Annotated in this window: 14 protein-coding genes; 8 read left to right on the top strand and 6 right to left on the bottom strand. The window is 71.7% G+C overall.

The features are described from left to right. Positions 1 to 238: 238 nt before the first annotated feature. Together D0D28_RS33865 and D0D28_RS33860 are read right to left on the bottom strand one after the other, a co-directional pair. Positions 239 to 1,084 carry a lysophospholipid acyltransferase family protein gene (locus D0D28_RS33865; RefSeq protein WP_116115232.1) on the bottom strand — a complete coding sequence of 282 codons (846 nt, stop codon included), beginning with the start codon at positions 1,082 to 1,084 and terminating at the stop codon, positions 239 to 241. Then, on the bottom strand, positions 1,081 to 1,860 hold the full coding sequence (locus D0D28_RS33860; RefSeq protein WP_116115231.1) for a GNAT family N-acetyltransferase: 780 nt from the start codon (positions 1,858 to 1,860) through the stop codon (positions 1,081 to 1,083). Before D0D28_RS33860 ends, D0D28_RS33865 begins: the two co-directional genes overlap by 4 nt. Before the next feature lie 188 nt (positions 1,861 to 2,048). On the opposite strand from D0D28_RS33860, the gene D0D28_RS33855 reads away from it, so the two are divergent. Next, positions 2,049 to 3,197 carry a mechanosensitive ion channel family protein gene (locus tag D0D28_RS33855; RefSeq protein WP_116115229.1) on the top strand — a complete coding sequence of 383 codons (1,149 nt, stop codon included), beginning with the start codon at positions 2,049 to 2,051 and terminating at the stop codon, positions 3,195 to 3,197. Positions 3,198 to 3,252: 55 nt separating this feature from the next. On the opposite strand, the gene D0D28_RS33850 is transcribed toward D0D28_RS33855, so the two are convergent. Continuing rightward, complete coding sequence (locus D0D28_RS33850) at positions 3,253 to 4,209, bottom strand: electron transfer flavoprotein subunit alpha/FixB family protein (RefSeq protein ID WP_094007440.1); 957 nt, start codon at positions 4,207 to 4,209, stop codon at positions 3,253 to 3,255. 18 nt (positions 4,210 to 4,227) lie between these two features. Further along, positions 4,228 to 5,013, bottom strand: a complete 786-nt coding sequence (locus D0D28_RS33845) for an electron transfer flavoprotein subunit beta/FixA family protein (protein ID WP_094007441.1) — start codon at positions 5,011 to 5,013, stop codon at positions 4,228 to 4,230. Positions 5,014 to 5,226: 213 nt separating this feature from the next. On the opposite strand from D0D28_RS33845, the gene D0D28_RS33840 reads away from it, so the two are divergent. Together D0D28_RS33840 and D0D28_RS36415 are read left to right on the top strand one after the other, a co-directional pair. Continuing rightward, entirely contained in the window at positions 5,227 to 6,069 is an 843-nt protein-coding gene (locus D0D28_RS33840) for a DegV family protein (RefSeq protein ID WP_116115227.1), read from the top strand. Positions 6,070 to 6,139: 70 nt separating this feature from the next. Beyond that, a complete protein-coding gene (locus D0D28_RS36415) occupies positions 6,140 to 6,310 on the top strand; it encodes a hypothetical protein (RefSeq protein WP_167481608.1) in 171 nt (56 codons plus the stop codon). On the opposite strand, the gene D0D28_RS33835 is transcribed toward D0D28_RS36415, so the two are convergent. Continuing rightward, complete coding sequence (locus D0D28_RS33835; protein WP_094007443.1) at positions 6,270 to 6,698, bottom strand: hypothetical protein; 429 nt, start codon at positions 6,696 to 6,698, stop codon at positions 6,270 to 6,272. The genes D0D28_RS36415 and D0D28_RS33835 overlap by 41 nt on opposite strands. A 143-nt stretch (positions 6,699 to 6,841) precedes the next feature. On the opposite strand from D0D28_RS33835, the gene D0D28_RS33830 reads away from it, so the two are divergent. The 4 genes from D0D28_RS33830 to D0D28_RS33815 all read left to right on the top strand — a co-directional run bounded on the left by D0D28_RS33830 (position 6,842) and on the right by D0D28_RS33815 (position 11,636). Then, positions 6,842 to 7,651, top strand: a complete 810-nt coding sequence (locus D0D28_RS33830) for an ATP-binding protein (protein ID WP_116115225.1) — start codon at positions 6,842 to 6,844, stop codon at positions 7,649 to 7,651. A 22-nt stretch (positions 7,652 to 7,673) separates the two neighbouring features. Further along, a complete protein-coding gene (locus D0D28_RS33825; RefSeq protein ID WP_094007445.1) occupies positions 7,674 to 8,441 on the top strand; it encodes a class I SAM-dependent methyltransferase in 768 nt (255 codons plus the stop codon). Continuing rightward, a complete protein-coding gene (locus D0D28_RS33820; protein ID WP_116115223.1) occupies positions 8,438 to 9,919 on the top strand; it encodes a 1,4-alpha-glucan branching protein domain-containing protein in 1,482 nt (493 codons plus the stop codon). The genes D0D28_RS33825 and D0D28_RS33820 overlap by 4 nt, the downstream gene beginning before the upstream one ends. Positions 9,920 to 10,298: 379 nt before the next feature. After that, the gene (locus D0D28_RS33815; RefSeq protein WP_240323457.1) at positions 10,299 to 11,636 is read left to right on the top strand and encodes a glycosyltransferase family 4 protein; all 1,338 of its coding nucleotides are present in this window, start codon (positions 10,299 to 10,301) and stop codon (positions 11,634 to 11,636) included. A gap of 148 nt (positions 11,637 to 11,784) precedes the next feature. On the opposite strand, the gene D0D28_RS33810 is transcribed toward D0D28_RS33815, so the two are convergent. Further along, positions 11,785 to 12,243, bottom strand: a complete 459-nt coding sequence (locus tag D0D28_RS33810; RefSeq protein WP_116115221.1) for a nuclear transport factor 2 family protein — start codon at positions 12,241 to 12,243, stop codon at positions 11,785 to 11,787. Between the two features lie 88 nt (positions 12,244 to 12,331). Between D0D28_RS33810 and D0D28_RS33805 the strand changes: the two genes are divergently transcribed. After that, positions 12,332 to 12,877 (top strand): TetR/AcrR family transcriptional regulator, encoded by a 546-nt coding sequence (locus D0D28_RS33805; protein WP_094007448.1) that lies wholly within the window; start codon positions 12,332 to 12,334, stop codon positions 12,875 to 12,877. The last annotated feature ends 2,093 nt before the right edge of the window (positions 12,878 to 14,970 follow it).

Genomic DNA, 14,970 nt, shown 5'->3' with positions numbered 1-14,970 from the left:
ACCCGCCCAGCCCTGGACGGCGCACAACAAACCAACACACCCGCCCCCCGGCAACGCTAAGCAACAACCCCCCGAACCACTCCCCCTCCCGCACCCGATCCCCAGCCCACATCGGTTGCCGAGCAGTCGGGTCAAGGCACGCTTTCCCGCCTTGACGCGACTTCTCGGCAACCGAACACTGAAAGATCGGGTTCGGGAGGGCACCAATCCGGGCGTAGCGAAGCGAAGCCGGCGCAGTTCAGATACGCGCGTAGCGCCTCGCGACCACAACCCGCCGCTGCACAACATTCCCCAGAGCCGCCTGCACCGAAGCCTCCGCCAGCCCGGCCAGCTCCCGCCGATCCGCGGCCCGCCCGGGCGCGATCTCCCCGCACACCGTCACTTCCAGCACCAGGCCGCGCAGCGCCGCGACCCGCTTCAGCGAGTCGATCAGCGATTCCGGTCCGATGAACGCCGGCTGGGTCGTCTCGCGGCCGTCGGCCATCCGGTAGCGCAGCGCGAGCGGCCGCACCGGGACCCCGGCGTCGATCGCGGCCTGGAAGGTCGCCGGTCGGAACCGGCCGGACGCCAGCCCGCACCACGTGGTGCCCTCGGGTGTGACGTTGACCAGCGAACCCCCGCGCAGCGCCGCGGCCAGGCCGTCGATCGTGCCCGGCAGGGTGGACAGCCGTTCCCGGTCCAGGAAGATGCTGCCGCCACGCGCGACGAGCGTGCCCAGCACCGGCCAGCCCGCGATCTCCTTCTTCGCCAGCGCGCGCATCGGCCGGACCGCGTTGACCGCCACGATGTCCAGCCACGAGATGTGGTTGTTCACCACCAGCGCACCGCGGCCACCGCCGTCCAGCGGCTCACCCCGGACCACCAGCCGCACCCCGAACGCCCGCAGCACACCGCGGAACACCCGGCGCGCCAACGGTTCCCGCAACCGCGGCACGAACAGCGCCGGCAGGGCGGCGAAGGCCAGCAGCACCACGGCGGCAGCAGCGGTGAACCGCAGCGCGCGCCGCGCTGCGCCGACCGTCGGGGCGCCCGGCGTCAGGCACCCGTTCCCGCACGGCGAAGCCGGCATCCAGGGGTGGCTCATGCCTGGTGCCCGAGGAAGAACTTCAGGTAGCGCTCGTCCATCCGCTGCAGGTCGAGCAGGGTGAAGAAGTCGGCGACGCCGAAGTCCGGGTCGTGCGCAGGCGGGCCGCAGACCTTGGCGCCGAGCCGCGTGTAGCCCTTGATCAGCGGCGGCAGCACCGACCGCGTCGGCCGCGCGATACCGGCGTCCGGCCAGGGGTTGAGCGGCCAGACGCGCTGCGACTCGGGCGCGTAGTGCTTGGCGCGCAGCACGTCCCACACGCCCGCGGCGTAGGAACCGCCGTCGGTGAGCGGCACCGAGGCGCAGCCGCCGAGGTAGCGGTGGCCGGACAGCAGCATGTACCGCCCGATGCCGGCCCACACCAGGCTCACCACGGCGCCGGAGCGGTGGTCGGGGTGCACGCACGAGCGGCCGGTCTCGACCAGCGAACCCCGCAGCCCGGCGAGGTTGGACAGGTCGAACTCGGTCTCGGCGTACAGGCCGCCGGCCCGTTCGGCGCGTCCCGGCGGGAGCATCCGGTAGGTGCCGACGATCTCGCCGGTGTTGTCGTCGCGCACCACGAGGTGGTCGCAGAACTCGTCGAACTCGTCGGCGTCCAGGCCGGGCGCGGAGTGCAGCCGGGCACCCATCTCCTCGGCGAAGACCTGGTAGCGGAGTCGTTGGGCGGCAACGACTTCCTCGTTGTCGTAGGCGACGAGGAGGGAGTACCGGGCAGCGCCCTCGGGCAGCTGGCCGTCCTGGCTGTCGGTGCTGACGAGCAACTGGGACCGCGTCATGTGTGTAGGTGTACCGGCGGGAAGGAAACCGCCAGGAGGTTCATCGCGTGACCACCTCGTGCACGTTGGATGAACCACGGGTTCTCAGGGTTCTCTCAGGAAGCCGGGCGTGACGAGGCTCAAGTCTTGAGATCCACTCGATCGGGGTATGGCCCCACGGAACGTGGTGCCGAACGGAAGTGAGAGGGATGTCCGGCAGCTGGATGCGGATCGTGGTGGCGCTCGGTGTGGCGGCGTTGGTGTTCGGCCTGTTCCTGGCGGTCGAGTACGTGCTGCGGCGGGTTCTGCGACGGCTCGGGCAGCGCGCGACCCTGCTGGGTGAGCTGGCCGAGTACATCCACCGGCCGCTGCGCTGGTTCGGCGCGATGGTCGTCCTGCGCATCACCGTGCTCGTCGCGTTGCCCACCGGATCGTGGCGCGCCGTCACGTCGCACCTGCTGACGCTGGCGCTGATCGGGACCGGGGCGTGGCTGCTCGCGGGCGTGCTGACCGCGATCGAGCAGACGATGCTCACCCGCTGGCGCGTCGACGTGGCCGACAACCGGCACGCGCGGCGCATGCAGACGCAGATCCGGCTGGTGCGGCGGGTGATCGTGGCGGCGGTCGCGGTGCTCGCGCTGGGCGCGATGCTGATGACGTTCCCCGGGCTGCGCACGGCGGGCACCAGCCTGCTCGCCTCGGCCGGGGTCATCGGCGCGATCGCCGCTCTGGCCGCGCAGTCGTTGCTGGGCAACGTGTTCGCCGGCCTGCAGATCGCGTTCAGCGACGCCATCCGGCTGGACGACGTGGTGATCGTGGAGAACGAGTGGGGCCGGGTGGAGGACATCACGCTGACCTACCTGGTGGTGCACCTGTGGGACGACCGGCGGCTGGTCATCCCGACCGCGCAGTTCATGTCGCAGCCGTTCGAGAACTGGACCCGCCGCGACGCCGCGCTGCTCGGGACGGTCGAGCTGGACGTGGACTGGACGATGCCGGTCGACGAGATGCGTGACGAGCTGCGGCGGATCCTGGAGTCGACCGACCTGTGGGACGGCCGGGTGAGCGTGCTGCAGGTGACCGACGCGACGCACACCCTGGTGCGGGTGCGGGCACTGGTGAGCGCGGTGGACGCGCCGACGCTGTGGGACCTGCGCTGCCTGGTGCGGGAACGGCTGGTGCACTGGGTGCGCGGCAAGCACCCCTACGCGGTGCCGCGGCTGCGCGCCGAGCAGGTGCCGAGCACGCCCGCGCGCCCCGTCGAGGAACCCACGCCGGACCACGACGCCCGCGTCTTCGGCGACAGCGTGGACGGCCTGGTGCGCGAGCACGCGTTCAACGGCCCGCGAAAGACCTGACACGACGAAGGGCCACCGCCGGAAACCCGGCGGTGGCCCCTGCCTCGGGCGAGCGTCAGCTCTTGCGCTTGGTGACCTCTTCGGTCAGCTGCGGCGCGACGTTGAACAGGTCGCCCACCACACCGAAGTCCGCGATCTCGAAGATCGGCGCCTCGGGGTCCTTGTTGACCGCGACGATCGTCTTCGAGGTCTGCATGCCGGCCCGGTGCTGGATGGCCCCGGAGATGCCCAGCGCGACGTACAGCTGCGGCGAGACCGTCTTACCGGTCTGCCCCACCTGGAACTGCGCCGGGTAGTAGCCGGAGTCGACCGCGGCACGCGAAGCGCCGACAGCCGCGCCGAGCGAGTCGGCCAGCTTCTCCACGACCTCGAACTTCTCGGCCGACCCGACACCGCGCCCACCGGACACCACGATCGTGGCCTCGGTCAGCTCGGGGCGGTCACCACCGACGACCGGCTCCACGCCGGTGATCTTCGCGGACTTGGCGGCGTCCACCGCGGGCAGCTCGACGGCCTCCTCGGCCGCCGCGCCCTCGGCCTGCGACGCCTCGACCGCACCCGGGCGCACCGAGATGATCGGCAGGCCCTGCGCCTTGGACTTCACCGAGTACGCGCCACCGAAGATGGACTGCTCCACGGTGCCGTCGGAGTTCACGCCCACGGCGTCGTAGATCAGGCCGCCGCCGACGCGGATCGCCAGGCGGCCGGAGACCTCCTTGCCCTCGGCGGACGCGGTGACGATCACCGCCGCCGGGGAGGTCTGCTCGACCAGCTTGGCCAGCGCGTCGACCTTCGGGGTCACCAGGTAGTTCGCGGCGTCCTCGGACTCGGCCACGTACACCTTCTGGGCACCGTAGGCGCCCAGCTGCTCCTTGAACTTGCCGGCGGTGCCCGGGGCACCGACGACGACGGCCGACGGCTCGCCCAGCTCGCGGGCGGCGGTCAGCGCTTCGAACGTGGTCTTCTTGAGCTCGCCGTTCAGGTGGTCGACGAGAACCAGAACTTCAGCCATTGCTCCGTTGCTCCTGCCTCAGATGATCTTCTGGCCGACCAGGTACTCGGCGATCTTGCTGCCGCCGTCACCCTCGTCCTCGACGCGCTCACCCGCGGTGCGCGGGGGCTTCGGGGCCGCTTCGACCACAGTGGACAGCGCGCTGCCGAGGCCGACCGCACCCGCGTCGACGCCGAGGTCGGCGATCGTCAGGGTCTCCACCGGCTTCTTCTTCGCGGCCATGATGCCCTTGAAGGACGGGTACCGCGGCTCGTTGATCTTCTCGGTGACGCTCACCAGCGCGGGCAGGTTCGCCTCGAGGTGGGTCAGGCCGTCGTCGGTCTCCCGGTCGGCCTTGACGGTGCCGCCCTCGACGGTCAGCGACCGCACCTGGGTCAGCTGCGGCAGGCCGAGCAGCTCGGCGAGCATCGCGGGCACGGCGCCGGCGCGGCCGTCGGAGGCCTCGTTGCCGGCGATGACCAGGTCGTAGCCCTCGACCTTGCCGACGGCGGCGGCGAGCACCTTGGCGGTGGCCACGGCGTCGGAGCCGTGCAGGGCCTCGTCCGAGACGTGGATGGCCTTGTCCGCGCCCATCGACAGGGCCTTGCGGATGGCGTCGGTCGCGCGGTCCGGGCCCACCGAGATCACGGTGACCTCGCCCTCGCCGGCTTCCTTGATCTTCAGCGCTTCTTCGACCGCCTTCTCGTTGATCTCGTCGAGAACGGCGTCGGCGGACTCGCGGTCGAGCGTGTGGTCACCGTCGGAGAGCTTGCGCTCCGAGTAGGTGTCCGGCACCTGCTTGACCAGGACAACAATGTTCGTCATTGGTCCCCTTCGACCTCCCTGAACCAGCCTTTACTGGTCGGTAGCGTAGGGAGATTCGGCCGCCGACGCGCCCCGAGGTGACGGCATTCACCCGGAATCCCGATTTATCGGGACGATCGTTCAGCTTTATCTCCGATACGCCCAGGCTACTCCAAGTGGCGGCTTGCGCGGACGGGTTACCCCGATCGAGCTTTCGGTCTAACCTCACTTCCCGTGCCCAACCACGTCGCCGTAGTCACCGACTCGACCGCTTCGTTGCCCGAGCAGCTCCGGAAACAGTGGGACATCACCGTCATCCAGCTCCAGCTGCGGGTCGGGGACCAGGTCGACGAGGAGAACCGGTTCGACCGGGGCGAGCTGACCCAGGCGCTGAGGTCCGGGCAGCGGGTCAGCACCAACCCGCCCGATCCGGGCGCCTTCTTCTGGGCCTACCAGGACGCCGCCGCCTCCGGCGCGAGCGCGATCGTCAGCCTGCACATCTCCCAGCGCATGTCGGCCACGCTGCTGGCCGCGCGCGAGGCCGCGCAGCAGGTCCAGATCCCGGTGTACCCGGTGGACAGCGGCACGACCGGCATGAGCCTCGGCTTCGCGGTGCTGTCCGCGGCACGGGCGGCCGCGGCGGGCGGACGGGTCGAGCGGGTGATCGAGGCGGCGCAGCGCAGGTTCTCCACCAGCAGCGAACTGCTCTACGTGGACACGCTGGAGTACCTGCGCCGGGGCGGGCGGATCGGCGGCGCGGCCGCGCTGCTGGGCACCGCGCTGTCGATCAAGCCGTTGCTCACGGTCCGTGACGGCGAAGTGGCCCCGCTCGCGCGAGCCGCCGGCAGCAGGCGCGCGCTGGCCAAGCTCGTCGACCTGGCTGCCGAGCGGGCCGGCAGCCTGCCCACCGACCTGGCGATCTCCTGCTTCCGCCCCACCGAACGCGAGCTGATGCTGGTGCAGCAGCTGCGCGACCGGATCCCCCACGTCACGGAGCTGAGCATCGTCGAGGCCAGCACGGTGATCGGCGCACACGTCGGGCCGGGTGCGCTGAGCATCACGGTCTCCCCGGCTTAGCGCAGGAACCACCGGGGTACTCCGTCCGTTGACCGGGTGACGAAACCGGCATACCGCCCTGGAGGACGGAATGGCTTCGCTGTTCAACAAGATCGCCCGATTCGCGAAATCCCCGCAGGGCAAGCGCGCCATCCGGCAGGCCCAGCAGTTCGCCAACGACCCCCGCCGCCGCGCTCAGGCCAGGTCGGCCATCGCCCGGCTCAAGGCACGCGTGAGCGGGCACGGTCGCCGTCCGTACTGACCCGTTCCGGCAGCAGCACGACCGCCAGCGCCAGCAGGGCCAGGCCGGGCAACGAGACCGCGTTGAGCACCTGGTCCAGCGGCGGGAACACGTGCAGGTGCATCAGGTGGTAGATCGCGTGCGGCACCGAGAACACCAGCCACGCGACGCCGGCCAGGCGCGCGGCGGTCGTGGTCCGGACGACGATCGCCCCGACGGCGAGCGCGCCCAGCGCCAGGAACATCGAGCCCACGTCGCGGACCAGGTGCTCGTTGTAGGGGCCGTCCAGCGAGACCCAGCTGGGCCGGATTCCCGGGAAGTCGCCGTAGAAGCTCTCCGGCAGGACCGCCGCCCAGAAGCCCACCACGAGGCCGGTGAGGGCGAGCAGCGTCAGTATCGCGAGTCGCATGCCATGCGGACTACACGGCCGACCGGAACGTGACAGCCCCCGAGTTGTTGGATCGTTTCCCCCGGAACCGCAACGGAGTACTTCACTCACCCGATAGGGTTACGCCTCAGCTCGCACTGTTGCTACTGAGGGGAGCCGTCACCGTGCACACGGCTACGAGCATCCGGGATGACCAGCACGTCCAGCCGGACCTCCGCCGCTTCGCCTCGGGCCCCTTCGACAGCAGACCCCTGGCCACCGCCGCCGAGGGCGACCTCGACGTGCGCCTGTTCCGCACCACGTACCTCCCGTCGTTCGTGGCGAGCGAGGCCCTGGAGGAAAATTCCCGACCGGTCGCCAAGGACCTCGCCTGGCTGCGGCTGACGACGCCCGGCGGCGTCCCGACCGCGCTCGGCGTGCTGACGATCGGGCGCGACCCGAGCGCGCACGTGCCCGGCGCCTACGTCCAGTTCGTCCGCTACCAGGGCCTCGACCCCGACGCTCCGGTCGCGGACCAGCAGGAACTGCGCGGCAACCTGGTGGAGACGGCGGTGCGGCTGAGCGCGCTGCTCAGCGGCCACCTGCGGACGCGGCTCACCGACGGCGACGGCTTCCGCGAGGAGCAGCTGCCCGACTACCCGCTGGAGGCGCTGCGGGAGACGTGCATGAACGCGGTCATGCACCGCGACTACGAGACCTCCCACGCGCCGGTGCGGATCACCTGGTTCGACGACCGCATCGAGGTGACCAACCCGGGCGGCCCGTACGGCCAGGTCCGGCCGGACAACTTCGACCGCGTGCACGACTACCGCAACCCGAACCTGGCCCGCGCGATGAAGGCGCTGGGCTACGTCAACCGGTTCGGCCGCGGGATCTTCCGGATCCGCTCGGCCATGGCGAAGGCGGGCAATCCGGTGCCCGAGTTCCGCGTCGACTCCTCGTCGTGGTCGGTCGTGCTGCGGAAGTGGCCCTGAACCACCCAGTAGTGTCGCCGGGGTGAGTACGTCGCGCGCCGAAGCACTGCACCTGACCGGGGAACGCACGGTCCCGGGCATCGCCGAGGAGAACTACTGGTTCCGGCGGCACGAAGCGGCTTATCACGCGCTGCTGCCGTGGTGCGCGGACGCCGTGGTGCTGGAGGCCGGCTGCGGTGAGGGTTACGGCGCCGGGCTGATCGCCTCGGCTGCGAAGTCGGTGCTCGCGCTCGACTACGACCAGCCGACGACCGAGCACGTCGCGCGGAGTTATCCCCAGGTGTGGACGGCCCGGGGAAACCTGGTCCACCTGCCGCTGCGGGACGGCGCGATCGACGTGGTCGCGAACTTCCAGGTCATCGAGCACCTGTGGGACCAGGACGCGTTCCTGGCGGAATGCCGTCGCGTGCTGCGGCCGGGCGGGCGGCTGCTGGTGACCACGCCGAACCGGCTCACGTTCACCCCGGACAGCGACACGCCGCTGAACCCGTTCCACACCAGGGAACTCGCGGCGGACGAGCTGGATTCGCTGTTGCGGGAGGCGGGTTTCCACGTGGAGCTGCTGCACGGCCTGCACCACGGGCCGGGGGTGCGCGCGCTGGACGCCCGCTACGGCGGGTCGATCATCGACGCGCAGCTGGAGGTCGTGATGGGACACCTGCCCGGGCAGGCGCCGTGGCCGCCGGAGCTGCTGGCCGACATCGCGGCGATCCGCGCCGCGGACTTCGAGATCCACGGCGAACGGGTGGACGCGAGCCTGGACCTGGTCGCGGTGGCGGTGCGGCCGTGACCGGCGAGGGGACGTTCTGCCTGGTGCTGCACAGCCATCTGCCGTGGCTGCCGCACCACGGGTCGTGGCCGGTCGGCGAGGAGTGGCTGTACCAGGCGTGGGCGCACTCGTACCTGCCGGTGGTGGACCTGCTGCGGCGGTTCGCGGCCGAGGGCAGGCGGGACGTGCTGACGCTCGGCGTGACGCCGGTGCTCGCGGCCCAGCTGGACGATCCGTACGCGCTGCGGGCGTTCCACGAGTGGCTCGGGCACTGGCAGTTGCGGACCGTGCAGGCCGGGACGCTGTGGCGGGACGACCCGTTGCTGCGGGAGCTGGCCGCGGTGGAGTACCGCACGGCGACGCGGTCGCTGGAGGACTTCGAAACCCGGTGGCGGCACGGGTTTTCCCCGGTGCTGCGGTCCCTTGTGGACTCCGAGGTGATCGAGCTGCTCGGTGGCCCGTACGCGCATCCCTTCCAGCCGTTGCTCCAGCCGCGGGTGCGGTCGTTCATGTTGCGCGGTGGCCTGGCGGACACGGCGGTGCGGATCGGGCACCGTCCGGCGGGGATCTGGGCGCCGGAGTGCGGTTACGCGCCGGGCATGGAGGAGGATTACGCGGCGGCCGGCGTGCGGCGGTTCCTGGTCGACGGTCCGTCGCTGCACGGGGACACGGCGTTCGCGCGGCCGGTGGGTTCGTCGGACGTGCTGTGCTTCGGGCGGGATCTGGAGGTCACCTACCGGGTGTGGTCGCCGCGGGCGGGCTATCCGGGTCACGCGAACTACCGGGATTTCCACACGTGGGCGCACGAGGTGGGGCTGAAGCCGTCGCGGGTGACGGGCAAGCAGGTGGAGCCGGCGGACAAGGCGCCGTACGACCCGGCGCTGGCGGCGGACACGCTGCGGACGCACGTGAAGGATTTCGTGGAGACGGTGGTCTCGCGGCTGCGTGCGTTGCGGGCGCAGCACGGCCGCGAGGCGCTGGTGGTGGCGGCTTACGACACGGAGTTGTTCGGCCACTGGTGGCACGAGGGCCCGGCGTGGCTGGAAGGCGTGTTGCGGGCGCTGCCGGAGGCGGGCGTGCGGGTGACGACGCTGCGGGGCGCGGTTTCGGCCGGCCTGGTCGGTTCGCCGGTGGAGTTGCCCGCGTCGTCGTGGGGTTCGGGCAAGGACTGGCGCGTCTGGGACGGCGAGCAGGTGGCGGACATGGTGGCGGACAACGCGGCGTTGCAGGAGCGGCTGCTGGCCGTGCCGCGTTCCGGCGCTCGCGACCGAGTGGCGGACTGGGCGGTCGGCGAGGCGATGATGGCCCTGTCGAGCGACTGGGCGTTCATGGTGACGAAGGATTCGGCGGCGGACTACGCCCGCCGGCGGGCCGCCGTGCACACCGCGCGCTTCGACGAGCTGGCGAGCTGGATCGGCCGGGGCCCCCTCCCGGCGGACCTGGAGCGCCGAGCCCGCCAGGACAACCCATTCGGCCAGCTGGACGCGCGGCAGCTCTGACGCGGGGCAGCAGCTCGCGCTGACGCCCCGCGGTCAGCCCCCCACCGACCCGACTCGGCCGCACACTCCGAACACCAGCCGGCCCCACGGCAACTCCGCCCGGGCGGCACTCCCCGCAGCCGCACCCAGCACCCCGCGCCCATTCCCACCACCCAGCTCCGCCGCCCGTCCGGGCGCTCGCGCACCACGGGCACCGCAGGTCACCAGCGGCGTTACCCCCGACCAACCCACCTTCGGCCCCCCGTGCTCCAAGCCGGCGCAGTGCGCGCCCACCTCACCCCATCCCCCCAGCCCCGCACCTTGTGATCGAGATCACTCCCGAACATACGGGGTCTTCGGGCGGTTCAGTTCTTAGTTGACCAGTGAGTAACCTCCTGTCATGCGCGTGCTGATGCTGTCCTGGGAGTACCCGCCCGTCGTGGTCGGCGGGCTGGCCCGTCACGTGCACGCGCTGGCCCGGCATCTCGTCCGGGACGGGCACGAGGTCGTGGTCCTCTCGCGGCATCCGGCCGGCACCGACGCGCACACGCACCCCACGACGGATCTGGTGGTCGAAGGCGTGCGCATCATCCGCGTCGCCGAGGATCCGATGCACGTGACGTTCGAGCGGGACCTCGTGGCGTGGACCCTGGCGATGGGCCACGGCATGGTGCGCGCGGGGCTCGAGCTGGCGCGGTCGTGGCAGCCGGACGTCGTGCACGCCCACGACTGGCTCGTGGCGCACCCGGCGATCAGCCTGGCGGGCGCGCTCCGGCGGCCCCTGGTCGGGACGATCCACGCGACCGAGGCCGGCCGGCACTCGGGGTGGCTGTCGCAGCCGTTGAACCAGCAGGTGCACTCCGTGGAGTGGTGGCTGGCGAACCGGTCGGACGCGCTGATCACGTGCTCGCAGGCGATGCGCGCCGAGGTCGCGAAGCTGTTCGAGGTGTCGGCGGAGGACATCACGGTCATCCACAACGGCATCGAGGAACGCGGCTGGCAGGTCGCGGCGGACGAGGTCGCACGGGCGCGGGAGAAGTACGCGCCGGGTGGTGAGCCGCTGCTGTTGTTCTTCGGGCGTCTGGAGTGGGAGAAGGGCGTCCAGGACCTGGTGTCGGCGCTGCCGAAGATCCGGCGCGCGCATCGCGGGACGCGGCTGGTGGTCGCCGGGCGGGGGCGGCACCTGGACGAGCTGGTCAAGCAGGTGCGGCGGATGCGGATGCAGCACGCGGTCGAGTTCGCCGGGCACCTGCGGGACCGCGAGTTGCGGGCGGTGCTGGCGGCGGCGGACGCGGTCGTGCTGCCGAGCCGGTACGAGCCGTTCGGGATCGTCGCCCTGGAAGCGGCGGCCGCGCGCGCGCCACTGGTGGCTTCGACGGCCGGTGGGCTGGGCGAGGTCGTCGTCGACGGGGTCACCGGACTGTCGTTCGCGCCCGGGGACGTGGCCGCACTGACGGCGGCGGTGAACTCGGTGCTGCGGGACCGCGAGGCCGCGGAGAGCCGCGCGCGGACGGCGCAGGCCCGCCTCGCCGACGACTTCGACTGGGCCCGCATCGCGGCGACGACCGCGGAGGTCTACCGCAAGGCGCGCATCCGCGACCACGGCGAGCTGGGACGCCCGAAGATCCCGACGGGTAACGTGCTGAACCCCGAGCCGCCGACCGTGGCCGCGAAGCCCGCCACTCGCCAGCGCGCCGCACGCGGAACTGCCGCCGGCACAAGGAAGTCCGCCCGCTGAGCGGTTCGTGGGCGCAAGGCCGCCCGCGGCCGTTCGGCAACTGGGTCGGTGAACCACTCGCCGAGAGGCGGCGTTGCGCGGGCAGGCCACCGCACGTACGAAGTGGACGGCCGGTTCGCACACGGCCGCGCCGATCGAGTCCGGGCGGTCAGAACACCGGGAGCGGCTGGCCGCGCTCGGCTTCTGAGCGGGGGCCGAAGTTGCGGCGCTCGGATTCGGTGATCGGGGTGTCGTTGATGCTCGCCTCGCGGCGGCGCATCAGGCCGTTCTCCGTGAATTCCCAGAGTTCGTTGCCGTAGCTGCGCCACCACTGGCCACCGGCGTCGCGGCATTCGTACTGGAAGCGCACGGCGATCCGGTTGCCGCGAAAGCCCCACAGTTCCTTGCGCAGCGCGTAGTCCAGTTCGCGATCCCACTTCCGGCGCAGGAACTCGACGATCGCGTCGCGGCCGATGACGTGCTGGTCGCGGTTTCGCCAGACCGAGTCCGGGGTGTAGGCCGGCGCGACCTTTTCCGGGTCCCTGGTGTTCCAGGCGTCCTCGGCGGCCTGGACCTTCTGGGCGGCAGTGGTCTCGTCGAAGGGCGGGAACGGCGGGCGGTCGGACACGGGGGCTCCTCCACGTTCGGAGAACGAGCGTTCTCCACTGGTGCGCTACCCTAGAGAACGAACGTTCTCCACGCAAGGACCGGGTGTGATGGACCACGACGAAGCACGGGCGAAGCTGCTCGACACGGCTGAGGAGCTGTTCTACGCGCGGGGTATCCAGGCGGTGGGCATGGACGCGATCCGGTCGGGGTCGGGCGTGTCGCTGAAGCGGTTGTACCAGTGCTTCCCGGCGAAGAGCGACCTCGTCGAGGCCTACCTGCGCCGCCGGGATGAGCGGTGGCGCAGGTCGCTCGCGGAGTACGTCGGGGCCCAGCCACCGGCCGAGGCGGTGCCGGCGGTGTTCGACTGGCTGCGGCAGTGGTTCAGCGAGGACGATTTCCGGGGGTGTGCGTTCATCAACTCCTTCGGCGAGCTCGGGGAGGGGGCGCCGGGGGTCGCGCGGGTGGTGCGGGAGCACAAGGACCTGGTGCGGGATTACCTGCGGACCGTGGCCGGTTCCGACGAGCTCGGCGACCAGATCTTCGCGCTACTCGAAGGCGCGACGGTGATCGCGGGCATCACCGGCGACCCCGGTGCGGCCGACAGAGCGAAGGCCGCGGCGGAGACCTTGGTGCGAGCCGCTTCCACGAGGTGAGAAGGCGTCTCGGGGCAGCCCGAGGCAGAGGTGACGGCAACCTGCCTAGACGAGCAGCACTGACGACAAGCGCCGATGGCCACCTGGCGAGGGGCCTGGGGGTTCACGTGGGCGTTCTTTCCCGGGGCGCCACCGGGAGCATCTTCGGTGGACACTGCCCGAAGACACCGCGCGGGGACTACCAGTTGCGTCGCGCCGTGGGGCAACTCGGCGGACATCATCGGAGGGACACTTCGGGAGCGACCACGACAAGCACCACTCAGGAGGCTACGCCTGAGGGGCTACGCCTCGATACGCCCCGCGCGGTGCCCCAAGCTGCACCGGCCGAGTGGTACCGGCCGACCGGGCCGGGCGAAGGGGCCGCCCGAAGGGCGCCGACCACACCTGCACTACCGGAGGGGTGCCGACCGTATCGGCGCCGCCCGAGTGGCGCCGCCCGAGTGGCACCGGCCGTACCGGCACCGCCCGTGGGGTCCTGCCCGAAGTGCGCTGGCCGCACCGGCACTGCCGGGGGCACCGGCCGCACCCGTGCCGCCCGACCGGCACCGCCCGAAGGGCGCTGCCGCAACGGCACTGCCTGAGCGGTGCCAGTGCGGCCAGAGTGGAACCGGCCGAGGGGCGTCGGCCGCACGGGCGCCTCCGAGGGGTGCCACCTAAGCGGGGCCGGTGAAGGCCCACCCCGAGAGGTACAGGCAGAGCCGTGCAGGGCGACGAGTCCGCCCGAGTGCTGCCTCCGGGGCGCCGCCTGCGCGGCCTCATGAGGAACCACCCGAGTCATGCATGCTGAGCGGTCCAAGCCCCGCGGCGTCGGCCGAACCGTGCCTAGGAGAGGTCCCGGCCGAACCCGTGCACGCCAAGCGATGCAGGCTGAACCGTGCTGCCCGAGCCCACGCAGGCCGAGGCGTGCAAGGGCAAGCCATGCTTAGCCGAGCCGTACGAAAGCCAGCCGTGCAGGCTGTGCGGGGCGAGGGCGATCCGTACAGGGTGCGTGGTGCCGTCCGAGCCGTACAGGCCAAGCTCTACAGGCCAAGCCTCGCGAAGGTCAGTCGCCGAAGCCCGAGCCGCGCGAAGGCCGGCCGTACGAGGCCGCGCCGTGCAAGGCCGCGTGCGGGCCGAGCCGTACGAGGACGAGCCGTCCGAATGCGAGGCATCCGAAGGCGAGCGGTGTGAGGGCGAGCAGCGCGAAGGCCAACCGTGCGAAGGCCAGCTGAGCCCTGCGGGGAGAGCGGCGCAAGGCCGAGCTGTGCGAAGACCAGCCGCGCGACGCCGAGCCGCGCGAAGTTGAGCCATGCGAAGGCGAGCCGCACGAAGGTGAGCCATCGGAAGGCCAGCCGTACGAGGGCGAGCCGTCCGAAGGCCAGCCGTATGAAGCCGAGCCGTGCTAGGGCGAGCCGCGCAGGCCGAGCCGTGTGAAGGCGAGGCGTACGGAGGCGAGTTGTGCGGAGGGAGCCGAGCAGGCTGAGCCGTGCTAGGGCGAGCCGCGCAGGCCGAGCCGTGCGCAGGCGAGGCGTGCGAGGGCGAGCCGCGCGAGGCCGAGCCATGCGAAGCCGAGCCGTGCGAAGGCGAGCCGTGCGAGGGCGAGCCGGCGCGGGCCGAGCTGTACGAGCCCGCGCGGGCCGAGCCGTCCGGAGGTGAGTTGTGCGAGGTGAGCGGCGCAAAGGCAAGCCGCGCGGAGGCGAGCCGTGCGAAGCCGAGCCATGCGAAGCCGAGCCATGCGAAGCCGAGCCATGCGAAGCCGAGCCATGCGAAGCGGAACCGTGGAAGGCGACCTGTGCGAAGGCGAGCCGTGCGAGGCCGAGCCGCGCGAGGCCGAGCCCGCCGCGCGAAGCCGAGCCGTGCGAAACGGAACCGTGGAAGGCGAGCCGTGCGAAGGCGAGCCGTGCGGGGGGTGAGTTGTGCAAGGGCGAGCCGTGCGGAGGTGAGTGTGCTGGGGTGAGTTGTGCTGGGGCGGGCGCGCGCCTGGGCGGGGTCGGCGCGCCCCAGGGTGGATTGGGCGTGCGCCAGGGCGGAGTGGGCGTGCGCCGGGGCGGAGTGGGCGCGCCCCAGGGTGGATTGGGCGTGCGCCGGGGCGGGGTGCGCGCGCCAAGGCGGAG

Source organism: Amycolatopsis ruanii (assembly GCF_003385175.1).
GTDB lineage: Bacteria > Actinomycetota > Actinomycetes > Mycobacteriales > Pseudonocardiaceae > Amycolatopsis_E > Amycolatopsis_E thermalba.
The sequence above is the reverse complement of the archived record's forward strand: the minus strand, read 5'-3'. Positions and strand labels throughout refer to the sequence as shown.